The sequence below is a fragment of the Mycobacterium sp. OTB74 genome, assembly GCF_029892685.1.
Lineage (GTDB): Bacteria > Actinomycetota > Actinomycetes > Mycobacteriales > Mycobacteriaceae > Mycobacterium.
On sequence record NZ_JARXVD010000009.1, the window covers coordinates 71,864 to 95,716 of the forward strand.

The following is a 23,853-nucleotide window of genomic DNA, read 5'->3' on the forward strand; positions in this document are numbered from 1 at the left end:
ATCCCAAGTACCTCGCCAGTTGGCGAAATTGGCACGCCGCGTCGCGACCATCGCGTCAGGCGGAGGCATGCAGGAAACTCCCGGTCACAGCCAGCGCCGGCGCCGATGTATCACCACCGACGACCAGCGTGGCGAACGCGATGTCGCCGAGGATCCCGGCAAACCAACCGTGCGCATGGGTGTTGTCGCCGAACTCGGCCGTCCCGGTCTTGCCGCCCAATCCGTCGATGTCCTTGAGCGCCGCCGCGGTGCCGTCGGTGACGGTCGCGCGCATCATTCCCCGCAACGCGTCGGCAACCGGTCCGGGGATGGGGGCGGCAGGCGCGCTGGCAATGCTCTTCTGATCGGGCAGCAGGGTCGGCGTGACGGTGGAGCCGTGCGCCAGGCTGGCCTCGGCCACCGCCAGACCGAACGGGCTGACCGTGACCGTGCCCTGCCCGATGCCGTTCTCGACGCGCTGCGCTGGGGTATCGGCGTTGGGTACTTTCCCTGTCACCGTGGTGATGCCGGGGACGACGTAGTCGACGCCAATTCCGAAGGTGCGAGCCATGTTCGGCAACGCGTCGGCCGGCAGCTGATCGGCAAGCGTCGCCATAGTGGTGTTGCAGGAATGCGAAAACGCTTGTGCCAGTGGCACAGTGCCCAGATCGAACTGATCCTCGTTCGGGATGGTCCGGTCTTCGATGGTCACGGTGCCCGGGCATGGTTCGGGGGTGTCGGGCGTCGCGAGCCCGGCTTGCAGTGCTGCGGCGGTGGTGATGGTCTTGAACGTCGACCCCGGTGGGTACAGGCCGGTGAACGAGACGGGTCCCTGTGCATTGGCCGCGTCGTTCTGGGCTGCAGCCAGAATGGCTCCGGTGCTGGGCGCGATGGCCACCAAAACCGTCGGGCGGGGATCGGTCGAAACGGCTTGCTGGGCCGCCAGTTGCAGCTTGGGGTCGAGCGTGGTCCGGATCGGCGTGGTTTCGCCAGCACGGGTCGAGGTCAGTTCGTCGGTGGGCCGGCCCCGATCGTCGACCAGATCAACCGACCAGCCCGCGGTGGTATCGATAGCCTTCTGCCAGATATCCGGCAGTCCGGAGATGGCGGGCGAGTGCAGATTCGGGTCGGCGGTCAGCAATGCGCCCTCTTTGGTGACGGTGACGCCGGCGATCTGGTTCAGCTGGTCGGACACCTGGGCCAGGTCGGGTTCGCGCAGCTTGACGACGGTCTCGCGGTCGTCCTGATTGCCGTTGAACTGGTTGCTGATCGAGTCGGGTGTGATGCTGGCGTCGAACCGCTGCAACACCGGCGCAAGCGCGCCGGCCGAATCGAGGTGGTCTCGGCTCAGCGTGACGACGCCGACGGTCTGCCAGTCCAGCAGAGGCTGGCCGTTGCGGTCGACAACCGGCGTCAAAAGCGCCTTGTTCAGGCTGAATTCGAAGGTGACGCCAGGACGCAGCTTGGGATGCAACACCGCCGGGGCCCAGCGGACCTTCCAGTCCTCGCCGACCTTGGTGGCGAGTGCCGTGGTGTCGTAACTGAATTGGCGACCCGGGCCGAACGTCCAGGTGTAGGACAGCTTGGCAGTCGAGGAGTTGTCACCGGTGGAGGGGGCCGCCTTGACGTCGAGAGTGGTGTCCTTGCCCATCCCGTCGAACATCGCCGAGAGCGCTGGGCCGGCCGCGGCGGCGTCGGTGGTGTGCGCCGCCGCAGCAGCGGCATCTTTTCGGTGCAGCGCATCGGCGAACGCGCTGAAGGCGTCCTGTGGCTTGGGGCTGCTCAGCAGCGAACAGCCGCTGACCAGCAGTGCGAACGTCAGCAGCAGGGCAATTCGTTTCGTCATGACCTTCTGAGCCAACCATGTCCCACTGGGAGTGCGTGGGATTGCCCTGGTTGGCCGAGTCGGCGGCACTACCCGAAGCGCTGCGCCAACTGCTGTCGGTGGGCGGCAGGGGAGCCGTACAGCGAGCGGTTCAGCGCCGCCCGTTTGAGGTAGCGGTGCACGTCGCTTTCCCAGGTGTAGCCGATTCCTCCGTGCAGCTGCATAGCCTTGCCGACTACCTCGACAGCCATCTCGGTGGCGTACGACTTGGCCATGTGTGCAGGCGCTTCGGCATCCCGGCCGGCGGCGATGGCATCCACAGCTGCCGAAACCAACTGCCGAGCAACCGAAATCTTGACCTGCATGTCGGCGCACGCATGCTTGACCGCCTGGAACGAGCCGATGGCCCGGCCGAACTGGTTGCGGATTTTCGCATAGTCCACGGTCTTGGCGAGCATGGCCTCGGCGATGCCCAGGCTGTCGCACGCGATGGCGACTTCGGCCCGCTGTTGGAGGGACCCAGCAAGTGGCCAGGATTGCGTGATGGTCGCATCGTCGGCCTCGACGACGCCCAGCGATCGCGACTCATCCAGCACCGGCTGCTGAGTCACGGTCACCTGCGCGGTGACCACTGCATCGTCGGTGGCCAGTAGCAGAATCTCGGCCGCGGCATCAGGGACGAATTCGGCGCGTCCCGAGACCTTTCCGTCTGCTGCGGTGAACCCGGTGGCCACTGCGGCCGTCGCACCCTGGGCGATTCGCTGCAGCACAACGGGATCGGTCACAGCCCCGACAGCCAGGACGGTACCGAGGAACGGCTGGTGTGCCGCAGCCCGGCCCATCTCTTCGAGCAGGATCGCGGTCTCGGCGAATGACGCCCCAGCACCGCCCTGGTCCTCGGGGACCTCCAGTCCGGTCCAGCCGGCGTCGACGATCTGCTGCCAATCGGGTTGGGTGGCAAGCAGTTCGCGAGCGACCGTGCGGAGTTCGTCGTGGAATTCCTGCAGTTCGGTCACGCTGGCTCCCTGGGCAGTCCGAGGCCGCGCTCGGCGATGATGGTCCGCTGAATCTCGCTGGCACCGCCCGGAATGGTCCACTCCCAGGATCCGATGAAATCCAACATCCACGCGCCGGATTCCCAGCCGCTGGACATCGGCTTGGCCAGCACGGTGTGTGCGTCCAGGCCGGCGATCTCGGCGCCGAAGTCGGTCATCCGTTGCAGCAGTTCGCTGTAGAACAACTTGATGATCGAGGCGTCGACAGGGCTGTGCGTCGTGCCGGAGACCATGTCGCGGCACAGCCCGCGCAGCCCGGTGATCTCGATCTCGAACTGCGCCAAGCGGTCCCGGACCCTGCTGTCCATGGCATCGGTGCGGCGGCATTCTTCGACCAGCCACCGGAACCCCGCGTTGCCCAGCCGCTCGGACAGTTCCAGCATGGTCATGCCCCGTTCGGTGCCCAGCGTCTCCTGCGCCACCTGCCAACCGGCGTTCTCCGGGCCGACCAGATTGGCTTCGGGTATCACGACGTCGTTCAAGAAGATTTCGCAGAAGTGCGAGTCGCCGACGGCGTTGCGGATCGGCCGGACATCGACACCCGGCGAGCGCATATCCATCAGAAAGTAGGAGATACCTTTGCGCTTCGGCGCATCCGGGTCGGTGCGCGCCAGCAGCAGGCACCAGTCGGCGTGCAATCCGCCACTGGCCCACAGCTTTTGGCCGTTGACCACGAAGTGGTCGCCGTCTCGGCGAGCAGTGGTACGCAGCGATGCCAGATCCGACCCGGCTTCCGGCTCGGAAAAACCCTGCACCCAGATCTCGCCGTCGAGAATCGCCGGCAGGTGCCGTTGACGCTGTTCCTCGGTGCCCGCGGCGAGCAGAGTTGCCGCGGCATGGTGAATCGAGACGAACTGCAACACAAGTCGTGGCGCGTCATGGGCGGCCAACTCCTGGTACAGCACCACCTGCTGATCCACCGACATGCCGCCGCCCCATTCGGCAGGCCAGTGCGGAACGGCGAAACCGGCCGCGTGCAGCTGCTGGAACCAATCCTTCTGGAACTTCGCGAATTCGGCTTCGCTGACGCCGGTTTGCTCCCGTCGCCAGTTCGCCGGAATATTCTGCTGACACCACTGGCGGACGTGGTGGCGGAAGTCCTCGATCGGCTGGGTCACGACAGCGCGGCCAGTCCGGTGCTGCCGATCCGGCGGGTCAACACATCGCGGGTCGCCGACAGTCCCAGTGGCAGTCGGCGTAGCGGCTGGCTGTACCGGGACAGCCACGACAAGGTGGTCTCGTCGCAGAAGCCGGACGCGCCATGCAGTTGGTGGGTCACCCGGAACACCACTTCGGCGGCTTCCAGGGCGGCCATCCGCAATGCCAGGGCGTCATCCAGGGCGTCGGCCCGATCCACGCCGATGCTCCAGAGGGTATGGCGGGCAAGCATTTCCAGGCCGCTGCGTTCGACCTCGCCGTCAGTCAGCTGGAACTGAACGCTCTGGAAGCCCGACAGGGTCTGCCCGAACTGCTTGCGGATGCTCACGTGTGCGATGGCCAGATCCAGCGCCCGGTCGAGCATGCCCAGCAGCGTCCACACCGGCAGAGCCAGGGCCAGCGGCAAGTCTTTGGTGCCGTTCTGATCGACCGATTCCAGATCGAGGTCGGCAACAAACGCGGCCCCGGCGGGGCCGGCAGTTGCGATGCTGCGCTGACCATCCAGATCGACTGCCGCCCAATGCTCTTTCAGTCCACCGATGGCGGCCTGTGGGCGCTGCGCGATGACGACCAGACCGTCAGCATCCAGATCGGTTGGCCGGGAAAGGCGTTCGGCAACGGGGTAGGGAAGTGCCCAGTAGCCGGCGCTGCGGCACAGGGCGGCCGCTGCCTCGAGTTGATCGGTGTCGGCACGGGGTTCTAGGTCCATGGCGCCGAGTTCATCGAGGATCGGGGTGATCAGTGCGGCCCGGGTGTCCGGAGCGACCTGTGCTTTGTGGACCAGCTCATCGCCGCCCGCGGCTTCGAAAGCCCGCGAGGCCTGGTGGCCGTACTCGACGGCTTCTTCGCTCAGTTCGATGTTCATTTCAGGCCGTTCATTTCGCTGCCAACATGGTGCGGGACAACAGAATCCGCTGCATCTCGATGCTTCCCGACGACACCGTGGACGCCTGCGAGTAACGCCAGTGGTCCTCGACCTCGGCGCGGAACAGTTCGGCCTCTTCGGAAGTGTCCAGGTATGCCGCGATCTCCATCAACACCTCGGCACTGTCCTGGTCCAGCTTGGTCACCGCGATCCGATAGCCGGCGGAGTCCTTCGGTGACACGGTGCCCGAACTCTGCAGCGCCACAATGCGATATGCCATTAACTGCGCGCGGCGACAATGGGTGAGCATCCGCGTCCAGCGGCCCTTCAGCTCATCGGGCACCTCAGCCCACCGGTCGCCTAAAACAGTTGGTGCTAGACGCAGCAGCCGGTCGCAGCGTGCATACCGGGCGATGCCGACCCGCTCGAATGACAGCACGTCACCAACGATGGACCAGCCGTCGTCGACGGTGCCCAGCACATCAGCCTCGGTGACCCGCAAGTCATCAAAGAACACTTCGTTCAGGTGGTGCGGGCCCATCATGCAGCGGATGGGCCGTACCGTGATCGCCGGATCGGACATGGGCACCAAGAAGATGGTCAGCCCCTGCTGCTTCTTGGTCGCGGTCTTGTCCGGGTTGGCATACAGCGGCTCACCGGTTTTGGTGGTGCGAGCAAGCAAGAAGATCCATTGCGCCATGGTGGCGTACGACGTCCAGATCTTCTGACCGTTGATCCGCCAGCCCTCACCGTCGCGAGTTGCGGTGGTGCGCAGCGACGCCAGGTCCGAGCCGGCCTCGGGCTCACTGAAACCCTGGCACCAGATCACCTCGCCCCGGGCGATCGGCGGCAGATGCTTGGCCTGCTGTTCCGGCGTGCCATGGCGCATCAGCGTCGGCCCGACCCAGTTGACACCCATGTACTGCGCGCCACGTGGCTCGTGGTGGGCCCACATCTCCTCGCGCACCACCGTCTGCTCCCACGGCGATGAGCCGCGGCCGCCGTACTCTTCCGGCCACGACATGCAGAGCAGGCCCTGTTCGGCAAGCAGTCGGCAGAATCCTTGTGCTGTTTCCAAGTCATTCGGGTCATCGGTGAATGCGCCCAGAAAGTCCTTTGGCACATGCTGTTTCACCAGACCGCGCAGTTCCGCGCGCAGGGCGGTGGCCTGGGGGCCCATCTCGAAGTCCACGCTCGGATCGTATGTCAATCCTTATAAGGATTGCTAGTATTGATTTTCATGGCGCGAGGACGCACACCGCAGCAGCGCATCGCCGAAACCATCGCCGCTGACCTGCGTGAGCGCATACTCGCCGGCCGGGCGCATGACCATCTGCCCACCCAGGACCAGCTGGTCACCGAGTTCGGGGTGAGCTTTCCGTCCGTCCGCGAAGCGTTGCGCATCCTGGAGACGGAAGGGCTGATCACTGTCCGGCGTGGCAGTGTCGGTGGAGCCGAAGTCCACCGCCCGGACGGCGCTTCGGCGGCCTACCACCTGGGCCTGGTGCTGCAGGGTGAGGGCGTGACGCTGGGCGATCTGGCGTCGGCGCTGCAGCGCTTGGAGCCGTTGTGCGTGGGCGAGGTGGCGCGTCGCGCTGACCGGTTGACCGCGGTGGTGCCTGCGTTGACCGCCAATGTCGACGCCAGTGCGCTCGCCGTCAATGACGGGGTCGAATTCACCCGGATATCCCGCGAATTCCATGATCTGGTGGTCGCTTTCACACCCAACGAGACCATCCGGCACGTGGTGCGCTCGCTGGTAGCGCTCTGGTCGGCGCAGGAACAGCAGTGGGCCGCGGCGTTGACCAAGCGAGGGGAGTACCCGTCGACCACCGAGGCCCGCGGCGCGGTGCGGACCCATCGGAGATTGGTCGCGGACATCGAGGCGGGGCGGGCCGATGATGCCGAGCGCATCGCCCGTCGGCACCTGGCCGCTACCCAATCTTTGTTGCTCGAGCGGTTCACCGACGACGTGGTGAGTGCGGCGCCGGCCCGGCGGGCAAGGTAGCGACAAACCATCCCTGTTAGTGGGATATTCGCTATCGCGCGCGCCGATACCACGGTTCAATGCGCGCACGTTCCCAACGACCGGAGGTCTTTCGTGAGTGGTGTGGTGGTTACCGGTGGCGCGTCGGGCATCGGTCTTGCGTCAGCCAAGGCGCTGATCGAGGACGGCCGTCGCGTCTCGTTGTTCGACATCTCGCCGCAGGTCGTGTCCGTGGCCGAATCGATCGGCGCGCACGGCGTGGTGGTCGATTGCAGCGACACCGACTCCATGGCCGCCGGTGTCGCAGCGGCCGCGAGCGCTCTGGATGGAATTGATGGCTTGGTGCACGCCGCAGGGCGCGTCGCCACAGAGCCAGTCGGCGCTTTCACCGCGGAGTCGTGGGATGCCGTCGTCGACGTCAACCTGCGCGCGCAGGCGCTGCTGTCCCAAATGCTGCTGCCCCACTTCGAGAAGGCGTTGGCCGGCGGTGCCGCCCCGTCGATCGTCGGCATTTCGAGCATCGAGGGTTTGGTCGGCAACCCGTTCATCCCGGCGTACTGCGCGTCCAAGGCCGGTCTGCTGGGCCTGACCCGATCGATGGCAGGTCAGTTGGGGCCCATGGGAATTCGGGTCAACGCGGTGTGCCCGGGTTTCATCGAGACGCCGATGCTGGCCGAGGCGTTGTCAGTCGAAGAGGTCAAGACGGCCTTCGTCTCGGCCGCACCCCTGGGCCGACTGGGCCAGCCCGACGAGATCGGTGCGACTGTGGCCTTCCTGATGTCACCGAAGGCGTCGTTCATCACCGGCACCCAGATCGTCGTCGATGGCGGGGTGACCTCGCGGCACGCCTAAGCCGCTGAGGACTGACGCTCGCGGGCGCTGGCTCGCAGTTCGATCCAGCGTTTGTGGATACGGTATTCGGTACTGCGCGGCATTCTGCCGGGGCCGTATTGGCCGCGGCCCCGGCGCCAAACCCGGCCCATCTTGCGTTCGGTACGCAGCGCGTCTGAGATGCATTTCGACGGCCGGCCCGCGGTGGTGAAGCCTTGTTCCATGAGCACGGCGGCCATTTCTTTGACGGTCATCGTACCGTGGACGGACAGCGTCATCGTCAGGACGTAGCGCAGGTTCGTTCGCTCGAGAAGCAGTGGTTCGCTTGGCATGCGACCAACGATTGCACTGGGGTCCGACGTTTTCGGGCAGCCTCGGCTCTTCAGTCACACTGGCCACATGCGTTCCTGTTTCGCACCATGCGCCGAATTGCCCGCCTCTATGCGACAAACGGCGGGTGTGCATGTAATGCGAAGGCGCAAACCGGATTTGTCGCACAGAGGCGGGCAGAACGAACTGTTGTCGTGCGCAGGTACGGGTGTGACTGCAGTGGCGCGGGGAGGCAGGTAGTGGCGGTCCAGGCTGGACCGCCTGCGAAACTAGTCGCTGGCAGGCAGCGGCTTGGCTTCCTTGATCGCCAGCGGGGTTGACCCGACCGACAGCGTTCCAGCGCCGGCCTTGGTCACCAGTACCTCGGCGCCGGCGTCGTCGACGTAGCGCTTGCCCATCAGGTTGCCGTCGGACAGTGCTGCGTCCAGGGACAACGAGCTGTCGACATCAGACCCCACGGCGACCATGGGAGCGCCGCCGGCGCACAGATCGTCGAGGCTGTCGGCGCTGCGCACCACGATCACCTGGGTGTCACAGACCTGGCTCTGCAGGCGGGTGCCGTTCTTGATCATGCGGGCTCCTTGGAAGGGGTGAGGTCGCGAACGAGGTCGCGGCGCAGGACTTTACCGGTGGCATTGGTGGGCAACTCACCGCGGAACACAACCCGGTCCGGGGTGCGTGATCCACGTAGCTGGCCGCGGACGAACTCGCGGAGCTCTTCAGGCGAAGGCTCGGTACCCGAGGGCACCACGACCGCGACGATGATCTGGCCCCACTCGGCATCCTCGACACCGACCACTGCGCAGTCCCGTACCGACGGATGCTCGACCAGCACGTCCTCGATCTCGGCGGGCGCGATGTTCTCGCCGCCGCGGATGATGGTGTCGTCCGAGCGGCCACCGATGAACAGGTAGCCCTCGTCGTCGAGCATCGCGACATCCTTGGTCGGGAACCAGCCCTCGGCGTCGAGCACCGAGCCGATGCCGGTGTAACGACCCGAAACCTGTTCTCCGCGAACGAACAACTCGCCGGTCTCGCCGGCGCCGAGTACCGTGCCGTCGTCGCCGCGGATCTGTACCTCGACGCCCGGCACCGGCTGACCCACTGAGCTGAGGCGGCGGGCCACGGCGTCGTCGGATGAGGCCAAGGCCGCGCGGTGATCGTCCGGGGTCAGCACGGCGATGGTGGAGCTGGTCTCGGTCAGCCCGTATGCGTTGACGAAGCCGACGTCAGGCAGCAGGCCAAGGGCCTTGCGTACCAACGGCAGGGCGACCTTCGAGCCGCCGTAGGCCAGGGTGCGCAGCCGACCGAGGTCGGTGGGCTCGGACTCAATAACGGTGATGATGCGGTCCAGCATGGTCGGTACCACGGTCGCCGAGCTGACGCCCTCGTCGCGCACCAGTCGGACCCATTCGCGCGCATCGAACTGCGGCAGGTAGACCATCTTTCGGCCCGCGTACAGGTTCGACAACGCGGCACTGACGCCGGCGATGTGATACGGCGGCACGCAGATCAGCGCGGCGTCACCAGGCTCGGCCGAGTCGAACTCGACACTGCCGGTGATGTAGCTGGTCAGGTTGTTGTGCGTCAGCTCAACGGCTTTGGGCTTGGACGTGGTGCCCGAGGTGAACAACACCACCGCCACCGAGTCCGGGTCGGCGAATTCGACGGTCGGCTCGGCAGCGCGGGCTGCGGCGACAAAGTCGGCAGACGACATCCCGGAAACCACGTCGGCGTACTCGGGGTCGACGATCACCAGCGGCTCGGGAAGCCGCTCGATCAATTCAGCCAGACCGGCCGCAGACAACCGATAGTTCAACGGTGTCACCGGAACTCCGGCTCGCGCCGACGCGAAAAGCAGCAGTGGCAGCATGGATGCACCGGCGCCGACATAGGCGACGTGCTGAGCACCCGATGCGGCGATGACGCCCGCCCCGCCGTCGGCGAGCGCGCTGAGTTCCTCAGTGGTCAAGCGGGTTTCACCGGCCACCACGGCAGTGCGGTCCGGATTGGCCGACGAGGCCATTTCCAACAAGAGTGAGATGCTCATGAGGCGGCTTACTTGTCTACGAAGATATCGATGATCGGGTTGTTACCTCCACCGTAACGCGACAGGTCGGAGTGCCCGGCGGACTTCAGGACGTCCGAGTCGATGAACGTCTGCGCGTTCACCTTGGCGGCCGCCTGGGTGAAGATGGCCACCGCGGCGTCAGCCATGATCTCCGGGCTCCGCGAGGACTCCAGCTGCTCTTTGCCGTCGGGGGAGTTCGCCACCGCCGAGGTGGCGATGTAGGTCTCGGGCCACAGGCAGCTGAACCCTATGTTGGTGCCGTCGATCTGGCGGTACTCCTCGGCCCAGCCCAGGGACAGCAGCGTCATGCCGTACTTGGACAGCGTGTAGGTCGGGTGTGCGCCGAGCCAGTACGGGTTCATGTTCATCGGCGGCGAGATGGTCAGCACGTGCGCGTTGTCCGACTTGCGCAGGTGCGGCAGGCACGCCTTGGTCAGCAGGAAGGTGCCGCGGACGTTGATGTCCATCATCAGGTCGTACTTCTTGGCAGCCAGCGCCTCGGTGGGCTCGGTGGCGATGGCGCTGGCGTTGTTGACGCAGATGTCGATGCCGCCGAAGTGCTCGACCGCGGTGTCGACGGCACGCGCGACATCTTCTTCCTTGCGCACGTCCCCCACCACAGCGACGCCCTTGCCGCCGGCCGCCTCGATCTCGGCGACCGCGGTGTGCACAGTGCCGGGCAGCTTGGGGTGGGGCTCAGCCGTCTTGGCCAGCAGCACGATGTTGGCGCCGTGACGGGCTGCGCCGAGCGCAATGGCCAGGCCGATGCCCCGGCTGGCACCGGAAACGACCAGGGTGCGGCCGGCAAGAGTGTGCTTGTCGCTGGACATGAGCCTCCTCGATGATCCCTCTGATGGTATTGCCATTCTCATTTTCTGCAAATGGCATATTCGCAGATCGACGGCGACGGGCGCGCACGGCCTGGTTGTCGGCCGTGCTGAACGCCGAGAAACAGCGTGCTGCGTGCACATTTCCCGGCACCGGTATTGGCATTCTCATTTTTGGCAAGTACGTTATCCAGTGATGAGCGAGATAGTGCAGACCCCGTCGGGTATCCCGCTGGAACCCGTATACGGCCCGAGTGACCGGGCCACCGAGCCGCCGGCGCCCGGCGAATACCCGTTCACTCGCGGTAACTTCGCTTCCGGCTATCGCGGCAAGACCTGGACCTTCCGGCAGTATTCCGGTTTCGGTACCGCAGAGGAGTCCAATCAGCGGTATCGCTACCTGCTGGGCCAGGGTGGCACGGGTCTGTCGGTCGCACTGGACCTGCCCACCCAGTGCGGCTACGACTCCGACGATCCGGAGTACGGCGAAGAAGTGGGTCGCGTGGGTGTTGCGGTGGACACGCTGGCCGACGCGGAGATCTTGTTCGACGGCATCCCACTGGACAAGATCAGCACCAGCTTCACCATCAACGGCACCGCGGCCATCCTGCTCGCCTTCTACGTCGCAGCCGCCGAGAAGAAGGGCGTACCGCGCGAGAAGCTCACCGGCACCATCCAGAACGACATCCTCAAGGAGTACGCCTCCCGAGGCACCTGGATCTGGCCTCCCGAGCCGTCGCTGCGACTGATCGCTGACACCATCGAGTTCTGTGCCGCCGAGGTGCCGCGGTTCAACGCCATTTCGGTTGCCGGAGCGCACTTCCGGGACGCCGGTGCCAATGCGGTGCAGGAGATGGCCTTCACTCTGGCCGACGGCGTCACCTACTGCGACACCGTCGTCGAGCGCGGTCGGATGACCATCGACAAGTTCGCCCCCCAGATCTCGTTCTTCTTCTACACGCACGGCGACTTCTTCGAGGAGATCGCCAAATACCGTGCTGGACGGCGTCGTTGGGCCACCATCGTGCGCGAGCGCTACGGCGCCACCACTGACAAGGCGTCGATGTTCCGGTTCGGCTGCGTGTCCGGCGGGGCGTCGCTCTATGCACCGCAGGCGCAGAACAATCTGGTGCGCGTGGCCTACGAGGCAATGGCTTCCGTGCTCGGCGGTGTGCAGTCGATGTTCACCGCGGCCTGGGACGAGCCGTTCGCGCTGCCCAGCGAGGAATCTGCGACGCTGGCGCTGCGCACCCAGCAGATCCTGGCTTACGAGACCGGCGTGACCAAAGTCGCTGACCCGCTGGGTGGTTCGTACTTCGTCGAGGCGCTGACCGATGCCACAGAAGAGCGCATCAAAGAGATCATGGCGGACCTCGACGCACACGGCGGCATGGTGCGCTGCATCGAAGATGGCTACCTGCAAGGGCTCATCGCCGACGAGGCGTTCAAGATTCACCACGAGACCGAATCCGGCGAGCGCCCGGTGGTCGGCGTCAACAAGTTCGTGGTCGAGGAGCCGGCACCGGACCTCGCCACGTACGAACTCGACGCCGAAGGGCGCGACAAGCAGCTCAAACGGCTGGCCAAGGTGAAGGCCGAGCGCGACGACGTCGCAGTGAAAGAGGCTTTGGCGGCACTGGCCCGGGGTGCGGAAGGTGATGACAACCTGATGCACCGGCTGATCGACTGCGCCAATGCGTATTGCACAGTGGGAGAGATGGTGTCGACGCTGAAGTCCGTGTGGGGCGAGTTCCAGCAGCCGGTGGTGTTCTGATGGTGCGCACGCGAGGAGCGATTCGATGAGCGACAGCCCTGTTCGCGTTCTGGTGGCCAAGCCTGGATTGGACGGCCACGACCGCGGTGCGAAGATCGTCGCCCGCACGTTGCGCGACGCCGGCTTTGAAGTGATATACACCGGCATCCGCCAGCGCATCGAGGACATCGTGTCGGTTGCACTGCAGGAAGATGTTGCGCTGGTGGGTCTTTCGATCCTGTCCGGCGCGCACGTGGCCCTGACCACTCGCACGGTGGATGCGCTGCGGGCGGCCGACGCCGGCGACATTGCGGTAGTGGTCGGCGGGACCATCCCGCAAGGCGACGTGCAGAAACTCCTGGATGCGGGTGCGGCAGCGGTCTTTCCGACCGGAACCGCCCTGGACACGCTGGTGACCGAGGTTCGGGCTCTGACAGAGAAGGCACAGGCATGAGACTTGGTGTGATGATCGGGGCCGAGCGCGGCGACATGGCGCGCAAGGTGTCCAAGCTGGTATCCGACATCCAATGGGCCGAATCGGCCGGGATGGATACCGCGTGGATGCCGCAGGTGCCCAACGACTTCGACTGCCTGACCATGGTGGCGCTGATGGCGGCGCACACGTCGCGCATCGAGTTGGGGACGGCAGTGGTGCCCCTGCAGGCGCAGCACCCGATCGCTCTTGCCCGCCAAGCACTTTCGACCCATGCCGTGGCCGAAGGTCGACTGGCGCTGGGCGTCGGGCCGTCGCACCACTGGATCATCCGCGACATGTTGGGCCTGCCCTACGACAAGCCCGCTGCCTACACACGCGACTACCTGCAGGTGCTGAACGCGGCGATCGCCGGAACCGGTAATGTCGACGTGGAGAACGATACGTTCACCGTGCACAACCCGACGGTGCTCGGCGCCGACACCCCGATGCCGGTGTTGGTCGCCGCGCTGGGCCCGGTCATGCTGCAGCTCGCCGGCGAGTTGGCTGACGGCACCGTGCTGTGGATGGCTGATGAGCGGGCGATCGGTGACCACATTGCTCCGAAGATCAATAGGGCGGCTGAAGGTGCTGGGCGTCCCGCGCCACGGATCGTCGCCGGTATCCCGGTCTGTCTTTGTGCTCCTTCGCAAGTCGATGAGGCCAAAGAGCGGGCCAACCGAATCCTGGGTGAGGCCGAGGTGTCGCCTAACTACCAACGGTTGCTGGAGCGTGGCGATGCGCGTGACGTTGGCGATCTGTGCGCAGCCGGTGATGAAGATGCAATCTTGCGGCGGTTCAAGCAGTTCGCCGATGCCGGCGTGACGGATCTGTCGGTGCGGTTGCTGCCGATCGGTGACAACCGCGACGAGCTGATTGCGTCGAAGTACCGCACCCGCGAGGTGATTGCGGAGCTCGCCAAGCAGGTCCGATGACGGATACCTCGCGCCGAAACTACGGTTCCTGTGGGGTTTCCGGCCGGATCCCGGCACAAACCGTAGTCTCGGCGCAATGACAGGACCGCTCGCCGGCATCAAGATTCTCGAGGTCGGCACCATGCTGGCCGGCCCATACGCCACCTTGATGCTGGCCGACCTGGGCGCTGAGGTGACCAAGCTCGAACCGCCTACCGGGGATATCTCCCGGCAGGTCAGCGACGACTATTTCGCCAGTCTCAACCGGGGCAAGCGCAGCGTCGTACTGGAGCTGGCGACCGATGAGGGCCAACGGCGGCTGGGCGAACTGGTGGCTGAATCCCATGCGCTGCTGGTGAATTTGAAGCCGTCGGCGATCCACAAACTGGGGCTGACCTACGACGCGCTGCGCAAGCACAACGAGAAGATCGTCTGCGTGGCGATCACGGGCTTCGGGTTGTACGACGGTGACGACCCGGCATTCGACTACATCGTGCAGGCGGCGACCGGCACTGCCGCGCTGACCGGGAGCCCGTCCGACCCACCCACGTTGCCGGGGTATTCCTCGGCGGACAACTCCACCGGATTGACTGCGGCCCTTGGGCTGTTGGCGCAGATCGTGTCCGGGCGCGGCGGCCAGATCGATGTCAATCTGCGCGATGTCATGCTGTCGCAGCTGAATTACCACGCGTCGGCGTATCTGAACAGTGGTGTGCAACCGCAGCGCCGGCCATTCGGCGCGCACTCGTTTTACGTTCCGGCACAACTGTTTCCAACTGCTTCCGGCTACCTGGCGCTGTTCATCACCCACGACGGTTTCTGGCGGTCGTTCGCCGGCGAGGCCGGCATTTCGGGCTTCGACACAATGGCCGAGCGGGCTGCCAACCGCGACGAGGTACTAGCCGTGGTCTCGGCAGCGCTGGCCACCGACACCGCGCTGAACTGGGAGGCGCGGCTCAAGCCGTTGGGCATCCCGGCCGCGGCGGTACGTACCTTGCCGGAAGCTCTGGAGGCACTGCCTGAAATCGTCGTGCAGGCCGGGCCATACCGATTGGTGGGCAGTTCCATCCGCGTCGACAGCTACACCCCGGACTACCGTCCGCCACCGGTCCTCGGCGCCGACACCTGACCCCACCTTTGCGCCCAAACGGACAAACGGGCCGCAAAGTGCGAGTAGAGCCGGCCAAAACGTCGATCTCGGCGCGTGGATGGGTACTAGATGAACATCGCCGGGTCGACGTAACTGGTCGGATCGACGCACTGTTCACGCTGGCGTTCGGTGCGGTGACGCACCACCGCCGGTATGCCCGTGGCGATGGATTCCGGCGGAACATCCCGTGTCACAACAGCATTGGCGCCGATCGCGGAATCGGCACCAATGCTCACCGGCCCCAGGATTTTGGCACCCGCACCGACGGTGACCCGGTCACCGATGGTGGGGTGGCGCTTGCCGTGCTGGAGGCTACGGCCGCCGAGCGTCACACCGTGATAGAGCATCACGTCATCACCGATCTCGGCCGTCTCACCGATCACCACACCCATGCCGTGGTCGATGAAGAACCGACGACCGATGGTCGCTCCGGGGTGTATCTCGATGCCGGTCAGGAAGCGGGTCAGTTGCGCCAGGATGCGCGCCGGTCCACGCAGTATCGGTTGTGCCCACATGCGATGCGCGATCCGGTGCGACCAGATCGCGTGCAGACCTGAGTACACCAGTGCGTTCTCGACATCACCGCGAGCGGCGGGGTCGTGACTGCGGGCATTGGCGAGGTCTTCGCGGACGGAGGACCACAAAGACATTGATCAGTCCCTGATGTGCTCGTACAGGGCAGTGGAGACGTACCGTTCTCCAAAGTCGGGCACGATCACCACGATCAGTTTGCCGGCGTTCTCGGGACGCTTGGCAAGTTCCAGCGCAGCCCACACGTTCGCCCCGGCCGAAATGCCGCCGAGGATGCCCTCGTCGGTACCCAGCGCGCGGGCTGTGATGATGGCGTCGTCGAATGCGACGTCGATGATCTCGTCGTATACGTGGCGGTCAAGAATCTCGGGGATGAAGTTGGCGCCCAGGCCTTGAATCTTGTGAGGCCCGGCATCGCCGCCGGTGAGAATCGGGGAATCCAGCGGCTCCACGCCCACGATCTGGACCCCGGGCTTGCGTGCCTTGAGGACGTGTCCGACACCCGTGAGGGTGCCACCGGTGCCGATACCGGCAACGAAGATATCCACTGCGCCATCAGTGTCGGCCCAGATCTCTTCGGCGGTGGTGGTTTCGTGGATCGCCGGGTTCGCAGGGTTGGCGAATTGGTCGGCAGCCACCGAGTTCGGCGTCTCGGCGAGAATCTGCTTGGCCCTGGCCACCGCGCCGGCCATTCCCTCCGATCCCGGCGTCAACACGATTTCGGCACCAAAGGCCCGCAGCATTACCCGCCGTTCCGTTGACATCGTCTCGGGCATGGTCAGGATGACCTTGTAACCACGGGCGGCGCCCACCAGCGCCAGCGCAATACCGGTGTTACCGCTGGTGGCCTCCACGATGGTGCCGCCTGGCTTGAGAGCTCCGGAGCGCTCGGCCGCGTCGACAATCGACACCCCGATCCGGTCCTTGACGCTGTTGGCCGGGTTGTAGAACTCCAGCTTGGCCACCACCTGCGCATCAAGCCCTGCGGTCAGGCGGTTGAGCCGAACCAGCGGCGTGCGCCCGACCAACTCCGTGACATCGCTATAAATGGTGCCCATCGCTGCCTTCCTGCCATCGCCGACCAGTCCGCGGCCTACCTACATCAAACCGTATTCGGTCCGACATGGGCGGATATGGATCGGGGTGAGGCAAAACGCGGGTCGTTGACGGGGGAGCGGCGCCTAGTCCTCGTAGTCGCAGACCACTGTCGGAGTAGTGGGAACGGCCTGGCAGGTCAGCACGTAGCCGTCTTCGACCTCGTCCTCGGTGAGGGCGTCGTTCACGCGCATGCTCGCGGCGCCCTCGGTCAGCTTGGCCATGCAGGTGCCGCAGTTGCCTGCCTCGCAGGAAAACGGCGGGGTCAGCCCGGCTCGGCGCGCCGTCTCCAGGATGGTCTCACCGGGAACCTGGCTGACCGAGGTGGTCTTGCGATCGAAGACGATGGTGACTTCGCCCGCTACCAGCGAATCTGCGGTCATTGACCCTCCTGACATTGGCATTCTGATATTGCGAGAATACTATTCTCCGATAATGATAGTATCTTCTCAACCGGAGTCGCCGAGGAGGATGCGTGGCTGATCGGGTCGTGCTCGTGTGCGGCGACCGGCAGTACAGCCGCGCCGATCTCGACGCGCTCGTCGACACTATGGCTGCCGAGTTGAGCCGCCGCGGCGTGGTGGCCGGCAACCGGGTGGCCTTGATGTCCTCCAATCGCCCAGAGTTCGTGGTCGCAGTGCTGGCTGTCTGGCGGCTGGGCGCTTCGGTCGTCCTGCTCAGCCCGGCATGGAAGCAAGCCGAGGTGCGGCACGCGCTGGCCCTGACCAGTCCGGTGGCGGCCGTCGGTGACCACGAGGTGCTGGCCGCGCTGATGCCGATGCTTCACCTTGATGAGCAGCTGTCGGAAGGCCACGTCGATCCGGCGCCGTCCGATGGTGAAGCAGTGCTGGTGTTCAGCTCCGGCACCACCGGCATGCCCAAGGCCGTTCGGCATACCCATCGGGGACTGGCCGCTGCCATCGCGCAATGGCGCACTGTGCTCGGGCTCAGCGACTCGGACCGCATGCAGATCATGACTCCGCCGTCGCACATTCTGGGTCTACTGAACATCCTCACAGCCCTGGACGCCGGTGTCTGGCTGCGGCTGCACTCGCGTTTCAACATCGACGCCATGCTGCGGCACATTCAGGATGACCGCATCACCGTCGAGATGGCTGTCGCGCCAATCGCTTTGGCGCTTGCCGCCCACCCGGACCTCGAGTCCTACGACCTGTCCTCACTGCGCTACATCATGTGGTGTGCGACGCCGGTGACGCCGAGCGTCGCCGAGGAGGTGACCCGCCGCACCGGGGTGCAGTGGTTGACCGCGAGTGGCTCGACTGAAGTGGTGTTGTTCTCCTGCAACGAAATAGGCGGAACCCTCGACACTGTCGGCAAGGCAGTGCCGGGTGTACAGATTCGCATCAGGGCGCTGGATTCGGACGACGTGCTCGGTCCGGACGGTGTCGGCGAAATCCAGGTGCGCTCGGAAGCCGTGATGTCCGGCTATCTGCCTGACGCCGATACCGAATCGGTCTTCGAGGACAGCTGGTACCGCACCGGCGACATCGGCTACCTGGACGCCGACGGCTGGCTCCGCATCACTGACCGTTCCAAGGAAATGATCAAGGTCCGCGGATTCCAAGTTGCCCCAGCCGAAATCGAAGGCGTCCTGCTCGGACATCCGGCGGTCGCCGACTGTGCGGTGTTCGGGGTACCAGACGAAGTCAACGGTGAGGCCGTGATCGCTGCGGTCGCCTGCTCAGGCCAGGTCGATGCGGGCGAACTGACCGCGCTGGTCGCCGACCGCCTGGCCCCCTACAAACGACTGTCGAATGTGGTTTTCGTCCCGGAGATTCCACGTCTCCCATCCGGAAAGGTGTTACGCCGAGTGTTAAGGGAGCAAGTGATGAGCGCTTGCGCGAAGAACAGAGGGCTCTGAGCATGAGCACTTATGCGAAGAACAGAGGCTCAGTATGAGCGCCTGCGCGAAGAACAGAGGGCTCTAGTGGACGTCCGTCTGACGGCCGAACAACAACAATTGCGGGAGGCCGCGGCCAGTCTGGCCGGCGAGCTCGGTCCCGGCTCGGTCGCCGAGCTGGACGATGAGGCCCGTCGAGCCCGCCTCGAAAAAGCTGTCGATGCAACAGGTTTCCGTACCTTGCGCACCGATGGCGCCTCCGGTGTGGAGGTGGCCATCGTCGCGGAGGAATTCGCCCGGGGTCTGGTGGACGTCCCGTTCGTCGGACCGATCCTGGCCGATGACCTGGCGCAGCGGACCGGTACCGCACCGGCGACCGTCGCCGGGGAGCCCGACAGTGTCGGCGCCGGGGTCGACCTGACCGCCGGCTTCCGTGGTGTTGTCGAATCGCCCGCCGAACTGGCCTCGCTGTCTGCTGAGGACGCATTGCGTTGGCAGGCCTTGGCTTTGACCGTGACCGCGGCCGACCTTGTCGGTGCGTCTCGTGGTGCACTTGCGTTGGCATCCGAGTACGCCAAGGTGCGCGAGCAGTACGGCGCCGCGATCGGCTCCTACCAGGCGATCGGTCATCTGCTGGCCGAAAGTCTGGCGTTGATCGAGGGCTCGATCAGCGTCCTGCGCCATGCCGCTTGGGCTGTCGACGAACTGCCCGGAGAAGAAGCTGTCCGGGCCGCAAAGATCGCCAAGATCTACTGCGCGCGGGCCGCTCGAACCGTGTGCGAGACCGCCATTCAGGTACACGGCGGCATAGGAAACACCTGGGAATGCCTGGCGCACGTGTACCTGCGCCGGGTGTTGGTGGCCACCGACACGTGGCCCGTCAAGCTTGAGGACTTGGAGGTCAGCGACCTTGGACTTTCGTGATTCGCCGGAGGAAGCCGCATTCCGGGAACGGTTGCGCGGCTGGCTGACCGATAACGCCAAGACCTACAAGGCTTCTGGCGACGACTACTGGTCCCGGATGGGTGAGTGGCACCAAGCGCTCTACGCCGCAGGATTTTTCGGGACCTCATGGCCCAAGGAGTTCGGCGGCCAGGACCTGGCTCCGGTGTACGACGTCATCGTCGACGAGGAGATCGCCCGGGCCGGCGCGCCGCCGCGTCCTTCCCTGGGCTACCTGGTGGTCGGCCTGGGCCACCACGGCAGCAAGGAACTGCAGCAGAGGTTCCTGCCGGGGATGATCAACGGCACCGAGCGTTGGTGCCAAGGGTTTTCCGAGCCGGGTGCCGGTTCTGACCTGGCGTCGCTGACCACCACGGCGGTGCGCGACGGTGACGATTACGTCATCAATGGGCACAAGATCTGGACCAGCTACTCCGATGTCGCCGACTGGTGCCTGGTGCTGGCCCGCACCGACAAGGACGTGCCGCGCCACAAGGGCATCTCGGCGTTCATCGTCTCGATGCACCAGGACGGCATCGAGCAGCGGCCGCTGCAGATGATCAACGGTGTGACAACCGAATTCGGCCAGGTGGCCTTTGATGGCGCCCGGGTGCCTGCGGCCAACATGGTCGGTGCACCGGGTGACGGCTGGAAGCTCGCGATGACCGTAGTCAGCCACGAGCGCGAGCCTTCGACGCTGGGTTACTCGGCGCGGTACGGAAAACTGGTGCGGCAGATGGCTTCCGGTTACGAGGGTCGACTGCCCGAGGACCTGGCCTGGGCCGGCGTGCAGGCCGAGATGCTGCGTCTGCACGTGCGTCGTCGGCTTTCCGAGCAGCTCGACGGAATCACTCACGGCCCCAACGGGTCTCTGGACAAGCTGCTGATGACCTGGGTGGAGCAGTCTGTCGGTCATGCCGCGTTGGCAGTCACCGGAACCAGAGATCCCGAATTGCTGAGTGCCTACCTGTACAGCCGCGCCCAGAGCGTCATGGGTGGCACGTCACAGATTCAGAAGAACATTATCGCGCAGCGCATCCTCGGTTTGTGATGAGCGCTTGCGCGAAGAACATTCGGACTAGATGAGCGCTTGCGCGAAGAACGATTTGGACCAGTAGGAGACTGAATGTACGGAATGCCAGATGAAATCGATGTCAAGGCCGACGGCGACCTGCGCATCATCACCCTCAACAGGCCCGATGCGCTCAACGCCGTCAATGACAATCTGCACGTGGGCCTGGCGAGGATCTGGGAAGAACTCAACGAGGATGCCTCGGCACGTGCGGCCGTGATCACCGGTGCGGGACGGGCCTTTTCGGCCGGCGGCGACTTCAACTACCTCGACGAACTGCGTCGCGACGAGGCGTTGCGGCAGAAGACCATCAAGCACGGTCGGGACCTGGTCATCGGCATGGTGCGCTGCCGGATTCCGGTGGTCGCCGCGGTGAACGGTCCGGCTGTGGGCCTGGGTTGTAGCCTGGCCGCGCTGTCGGACATCGTCTACATGGCGCCGGGCGCGCACTTCGCCGATCCGCATGTGCAGATCGGTCTGGTCGCTGCTGATGGTGGCCCGCTGGTCTGGGGTTCGCAGATTTCTCTGTTGCAGGCCAAGGAGTTCGCGCTGACCGCCACTCGGATCAAGGCTGAGCGCGCACTCGAACTCGGACTGTGCAACCACGTCGTCGAGGATCCGCTGGCTGAGGCAATCGCGTGCGCGCGCAAGCTCGTGGAGCTGCCCAAGCAGGCCGTCGAGGCGACCAAGCGGCTGATGAACATCCAGCTCGAGCAGAAGGTGATGGCGTCGCTGGATTACGCCAACTTGGCCGAGTACGTGTCGTTCGGAACCGCCGACTTCAACCGGATCGTGGACGGGCTGATAGCGAAGAACTAGCGCGGTTCCCACGCATCAGCCGCGGGGTAACTCGACGGTGAAGGTGGCGCCACTGCCGACGCCGCCACTTGCCGCTGTGATGTGGCCATGGTGGGCTTCGACAAGGGCTTTGGCGATCGACAACCCGATGCCTGAGCCGCCGTGGGCCCGGTCGCGGGCGGAATCGGCGCGGTAGAACCGTTCGAACAGACGGGGCAGATGCTCGGCGGCGATGCCGTCGCCGTCATCTGCGACCCGGATGCGTACTACGCCGTCGGTTGAGCTCGCCGTCACCCGGACCGTTCCGCCTTCAGCGGTGTGCCGCAGCGCATTGGTCAGCAGGTTCGCCAGCACCTGATCGAGCCGCTGCGGATCGGCCCACAGCTCGGGCAAGTGCGGGTCGCTATGCGACGTCAGCAGAACGCCTTTGGTGCGGTACGGTGCTGCAAAAGCATCCACCGCAGTGGTGATCAGCGCAGCGGGGGAGACGTGCTGCGCATCGAGTTGCGCGGCGTCGCGTTCGGCTTCGGTCAGCGCTCGCACATCGGAGCTGAGTCGGGCCAACCGTCGGGTCTGGTCTCGTAAGACGGCGATCGTGGTTTGGTCGAGGGGATGGATACCGTCCTCGACTGATTCAAGGTACGCGTCGATCACCGACACCGGGGTACGGAGTTCGTGGGCCAGATCGGCCAGCAGCTGACGCCGGGTCGTCTCCACCGCACCGAGCTGTTCGGCCATCGTGTTGAAGGCATCCGCGATGGCGTCGAACTCCGTGCCCAAGTGTGGTGGTGAGACGCGAATGTCGTAGTCGCCGTTGGCGACTGCGGTAGCGGCAGCTGCGAGTTCAGTGGTCGAGCGGTGCATTCGGCGGCTGAGGTACCAGCTCAGCGCCAACGCCGTGGTGGCCGCGACGGCCAGTGAAATGCCCACTGCCACCGCGGTTGCCTGCCGGAAGGTGTGCTCGTAGGGGTGGGGACCGGTGCGTCCGGGGATCAGCACGTCCCGCATCACACGTCGGAACATGGGCGGGCCGATCAATATTGCGACGGTGCTCGTGGTGGCTATCGCCGCGATGACCACCACTGCGTTGGTGATCAGCAGCCGCGTCTGAATTCCGCGCCGGCTGCGTGGATGTTTCGGGTCCGGAACGGCCATCAGCCTTCTCCCATCCGGTAGCCGACGCCGCGCACCGTGGTGACATAGCGTGGCTCGGCGGAGTTGTCACCGAGTTTGCGTCGCAGATGGCCGACATGAACGTCGACGACGTTGTCGTTGCCGAACCACGATTCACCCCACACGGCCTCCAGCAGTTGGCGCCGGGTCCACACCTGTCGGGGCCGCGACGACAGCGTAACCAGCACGTCGAATTCCGTGCGGGTCAGCATGATCGGTGATCCGCCCAGGTGCGTCTGCCGACTCTCCAGGTCGATGTGGAGATCGCCGAACACCCGCGGCGGTGTCCCGGTCGCATCGACTGCAGGTTCGGCTTCTCGACGCGGCCGGCGCAACATCGCGCGGATGCGGGCCACCAACTCGCGCGGGCTGAACGGCTTGGTCACGTAGTCGTCGGCGCCCACCGACAATCCCACGATGGTGTCGATTTCGGTGTCCCGGGCGGTCAGCATGACGACATAGGCATCGGAGAAGACACGCAGTTGACGGCACACCTCGATGCCGTCGAGGCCCGGCAGACCGATGTCGAGGATGACGACGTCGGGGTCGGTTTCCCGCGCCGCAGTCACCGCCGACAGTCCATCGGCCGCCACCGTGACGTCGAACTGCTCGCGGCGCAGATAGCTGGCGACTACGTCGGCGAGCGCCGCCTCATCGTCAACGACCAGTGCGCGCAGACCCTGCGTGACTTCGGTGGCGTTCACCTGCTCATAGTGCACCCGCGCTCGGGCCTGGTCGATCTAAAGACGTGGTCGGAGGTGGCTTCTTTAACGAATCTTCATCGTTTCATCGCGGAACCCTTGTCGGCCGATTCGACGCTTGGAGTCGTCAATGAGCACCACCCACGAAGGGAAACCACCATGTTCAGCAAGATTGTTTTGGTCTCCACCGCTGCCGCTGCTCTGACGACGGCAGCACTCACTGGCGCAGGTCTGGCGCAGGCCGCGAGCGCGTCGGGTAACAATGCTTCGGACGTCATCGGCACGCTGCGTAGCGAGGGCTACAACGTTCAGGTCGACGGCACCCCGAGCGGGCCGTTGTCAGGATGTACGGTGACCGACGTCCACGGCCTGCCCGACGCGGCCGATGCCCTGACGCAGCGCGCCGATTCGCGGGTGATCACCAACGTTTACGTCGACGTCGACTGCGCGTCGGACTCCTGAG

General features: G+C 65.2%; 25 protein-coding genes. 11 read left to right on the forward strand and 14 right to left on the reverse strand.

The window, feature by feature from the left end:
- Positions 1 to 55: 55 nt before the first annotated feature.
- From M2432_RS14065 to M2432_RS14085, 5 genes are all read right to left on the reverse strand, one after another.
- Complete coding sequence (locus M2432_RS14065; protein WP_280827426.1) at positions 56 to 1,825, reverse strand: penicillin-binding transpeptidase domain-containing protein; 1,770 nt, start codon at positions 1,823 to 1,825, stop codon at positions 56 to 58.
- A gap of 68 nt (positions 1,826 to 1,893) precedes the next feature.
- Positions 1,894 to 2,820: an acyl-CoA dehydrogenase family protein gene (locus tag M2432_RS14070; RefSeq protein ID WP_280827427.1), complete on the reverse strand. Its 927-nt coding sequence runs from the start codon at positions 2,818 to 2,820 to the stop codon at positions 1,894 to 1,896.
- Positions 2,817 to 3,977, reverse strand: coding sequence for an acyl-CoA dehydrogenase family protein (locus M2432_RS14075; RefSeq protein ID WP_280827428.1), 1,161 nt, complete (start codon positions 3,975 to 3,977; stop codon positions 2,817 to 2,819). Before M2432_RS14075 ends, M2432_RS14070 begins: the two co-directional genes overlap by 4 nt.
- Positions 3,974 to 4,882, reverse strand: a complete 909-nt coding sequence (locus M2432_RS14080) for an acyl-CoA dehydrogenase family protein (RefSeq protein WP_280827429.1) — start codon at positions 4,880 to 4,882, stop codon at positions 3,974 to 3,976. Before M2432_RS14080 ends, M2432_RS14075 begins: the two co-directional genes overlap by 4 nt.
- Positions 4,883 to 4,892: 10 nt before the next feature.
- Positions 4,893 to 6,074 (reverse strand): acyl-CoA dehydrogenase family protein, encoded by a 1,182-nt coding sequence (locus M2432_RS14085; RefSeq protein WP_280827430.1) that lies wholly within the window; start codon positions 6,072 to 6,074, stop codon positions 4,893 to 4,895.
- 48 nt (positions 6,075 to 6,122) lie between these two features.
- Here M2432_RS14085 and M2432_RS14090 point away from each other — a divergent pair, with 48 nt between their 5' ends.
- Both M2432_RS14090 and M2432_RS14095 read left to right on the forward strand, forming a co-directional pair.
- Positions 6,123 to 6,890 carry a GntR family transcriptional regulator gene (locus M2432_RS14090; protein ID WP_280827431.1) on the forward strand — a complete coding sequence of 256 codons (768 nt, stop codon included), beginning with the start codon at positions 6,123 to 6,125 and terminating at the stop codon, positions 6,888 to 6,890.
- A gap of 93 nt (positions 6,891 to 6,983) precedes the next feature.
- Positions 6,984 to 7,721 carry an SDR family NAD(P)-dependent oxidoreductase gene (locus tag M2432_RS14095; RefSeq protein ID WP_280827432.1) on the forward strand — a complete coding sequence of 246 codons (738 nt, stop codon included), beginning with the start codon at positions 6,984 to 6,986 and terminating at the stop codon, positions 7,719 to 7,721.
- Here M2432_RS14095 and M2432_RS14100 read toward each other — a convergent pair.
- The 4 genes from M2432_RS14100 to M2432_RS14115 form a co-directional block, all read right to left on the reverse strand.
- Complete coding sequence (locus tag M2432_RS14100; RefSeq protein ID WP_280827433.1) at positions 7,718 to 8,032, reverse strand: hypothetical protein; 315 nt, start codon at positions 8,030 to 8,032, stop codon at positions 7,718 to 7,720. The genes M2432_RS14095 and M2432_RS14100 overlap by 4 nt on opposite strands.
- A 267-nt stretch (positions 8,033 to 8,299) precedes the next feature.
- Positions 8,300 to 8,602 carry a hypothetical protein gene (locus tag M2432_RS14105; RefSeq protein ID WP_280827434.1) on the reverse strand — a complete coding sequence of 101 codons (303 nt, stop codon included), beginning with the start codon at positions 8,600 to 8,602 and terminating at the stop codon, positions 8,300 to 8,302.
- A complete protein-coding gene (locus M2432_RS14110) occupies positions 8,599 to 10,080 on the reverse strand; it encodes a fatty acid--CoA ligase family protein (RefSeq protein WP_280827435.1) in 1,482 nt (493 codons plus the stop codon). The genes M2432_RS14105 and M2432_RS14110 overlap by 4 nt, the downstream gene beginning before the upstream one ends.
- Positions 10,081 to 10,088: 8 nt before the next feature.
- Positions 10,089 to 10,931, reverse strand: coding sequence for an NAD(P)-dependent oxidoreductase (locus tag M2432_RS14115; protein ID WP_280827436.1), 843 nt, complete (start codon positions 10,929 to 10,931; stop codon positions 10,089 to 10,091).
- 193 nt (positions 10,932 to 11,124) lie between these two features.
- On the opposite strand from M2432_RS14115, the gene M2432_RS14120 reads away from it, so the two are divergent.
- The 4 genes from M2432_RS14120 (at position 11,125) to M2432_RS14135 (ending at position 15,196) form a co-directional block, all read left to right on the forward strand.
- Entirely contained in the window at positions 11,125 to 12,702 is a 1,578-nt protein-coding gene (locus M2432_RS14120) for a methylmalonyl-CoA mutase family protein (RefSeq protein ID WP_280827437.1), read from the forward strand.
- A 25-nt stretch (positions 12,703 to 12,727) separates the two neighbouring features.
- The gene (locus tag M2432_RS14125) at positions 12,728 to 13,135 is read left to right on the forward strand and encodes a cobalamin-dependent protein (protein ID WP_280827438.1); all 408 of its coding nucleotides are present in this window, start codon (positions 12,728 to 12,730) and stop codon (positions 13,133 to 13,135) included.
- On the forward strand, positions 13,132 to 14,088 hold the full coding sequence (locus M2432_RS14130; RefSeq protein ID WP_280827439.1) for an LLM class F420-dependent oxidoreductase: 957 nt from the start codon (positions 13,132 to 13,134) through the stop codon (positions 14,086 to 14,088). The genes M2432_RS14125 and M2432_RS14130 overlap by 4 nt, the downstream gene beginning before the upstream one ends.
- A gap of 76 nt (positions 14,089 to 14,164) precedes the next feature.
- A complete protein-coding gene (locus M2432_RS14135; RefSeq protein ID WP_280827440.1) occupies positions 14,165 to 15,196 on the forward strand; it encodes a CoA transferase in 1,032 nt (343 codons plus the stop codon).
- An 86-nt stretch (positions 15,197 to 15,282) separates the two neighbouring features.
- On the opposite strand, the gene epsC is transcribed toward M2432_RS14135, so the two are convergent.
- The 3 genes from epsC to M2432_RS14150 all read right to left on the reverse strand — a co-directional run bounded on the left by epsC (position 15,283) and on the right by M2432_RS14150 (position 17,226).
- Complete coding sequence (epsC, locus tag M2432_RS14140) at positions 15,283 to 15,867, reverse strand: serine O-acetyltransferase EpsC (RefSeq protein ID WP_280827441.1); 585 nt, start codon at positions 15,865 to 15,867, stop codon at positions 15,283 to 15,285.
- A 3-nt stretch (positions 15,868 to 15,870) separates the two neighbouring features.
- Entirely contained in the window at positions 15,871 to 16,806 is a 936-nt protein-coding gene (cysK, locus tag M2432_RS14145; protein WP_280827442.1) for a cysteine synthase A, read from the reverse strand.
- 123 nt (positions 16,807 to 16,929) lie between these two features.
- Positions 16,930 to 17,226 (reverse strand): 2Fe-2S iron-sulfur cluster-binding protein, encoded by a 297-nt coding sequence (locus M2432_RS14150; RefSeq protein ID WP_280827443.1) that lies wholly within the window; start codon positions 17,224 to 17,226, stop codon positions 16,930 to 16,932.
- A gap of 92 nt (positions 17,227 to 17,318) precedes the next feature.
- Here M2432_RS14150 and M2432_RS14155 point away from each other — a divergent pair, with 92 nt between their 5' ends.
- The 4 genes from M2432_RS14155 (at position 17,319) to M2432_RS14170 (ending at position 21,537) form a co-directional block, all read left to right on the forward strand.
- Entirely contained in the window at positions 17,319 to 18,725 is a 1,407-nt protein-coding gene (locus tag M2432_RS14155; RefSeq protein ID WP_280827444.1) for an AMP-binding protein, read from the forward strand.
- A 66-nt stretch (positions 18,726 to 18,791) separates the two neighbouring features.
- A complete protein-coding gene (locus tag M2432_RS14160) occupies positions 18,792 to 19,628 on the forward strand; it encodes an acyl-CoA dehydrogenase family protein (protein WP_280827445.1) in 837 nt (278 codons plus the stop codon).
- A complete protein-coding gene (locus M2432_RS14165; RefSeq protein WP_280827446.1) occupies positions 19,615 to 20,697 on the forward strand; it encodes an acyl-CoA dehydrogenase family protein in 1,083 nt (360 codons plus the stop codon). The genes M2432_RS14160 and M2432_RS14165 overlap by 14 nt, the downstream gene beginning before the upstream one ends.
- A 75-nt stretch (positions 20,698 to 20,772) precedes the next feature.
- A complete protein-coding gene (locus M2432_RS14170; protein WP_280827447.1) occupies positions 20,773 to 21,537 on the forward strand; it encodes an enoyl-CoA hydratase/isomerase family protein in 765 nt (254 codons plus the stop codon).
- A gap of 15 nt (positions 21,538 to 21,552) precedes the next feature.
- On the opposite strand, the gene M2432_RS14175 is transcribed toward M2432_RS14170, so the two are convergent.
- Both M2432_RS14175 and M2432_RS14180 read right to left on the reverse strand, forming a co-directional pair.
- Entirely contained in the window at positions 21,553 to 22,671 is a 1,119-nt protein-coding gene (locus tag M2432_RS14175) for an ATP-binding protein (protein ID WP_280827448.1), read from the reverse strand.
- The gene (locus M2432_RS14180) at positions 22,671 to 23,408 is read right to left on the reverse strand and encodes a response regulator transcription factor (protein ID WP_280827449.1); all 738 of its coding nucleotides are present in this window, start codon (positions 23,406 to 23,408) and stop codon (positions 22,671 to 22,673) included. The genes M2432_RS14175 and M2432_RS14180 overlap by 1 nt, the downstream gene beginning before the upstream one ends.
- Positions 23,409 to 23,549: 141 nt before the next feature.
- Here M2432_RS14180 and M2432_RS14185 point away from each other — a divergent pair, with 141 nt between their 5' ends.
- On the forward strand, positions 23,550 to 23,852 hold the full coding sequence (locus tag M2432_RS14185; RefSeq protein WP_280827450.1) for a hypothetical protein: 303 nt from the start codon (positions 23,550 to 23,552) through the stop codon (positions 23,850 to 23,852).
- Position 23,853: the final 1 nt, after the last annotated feature.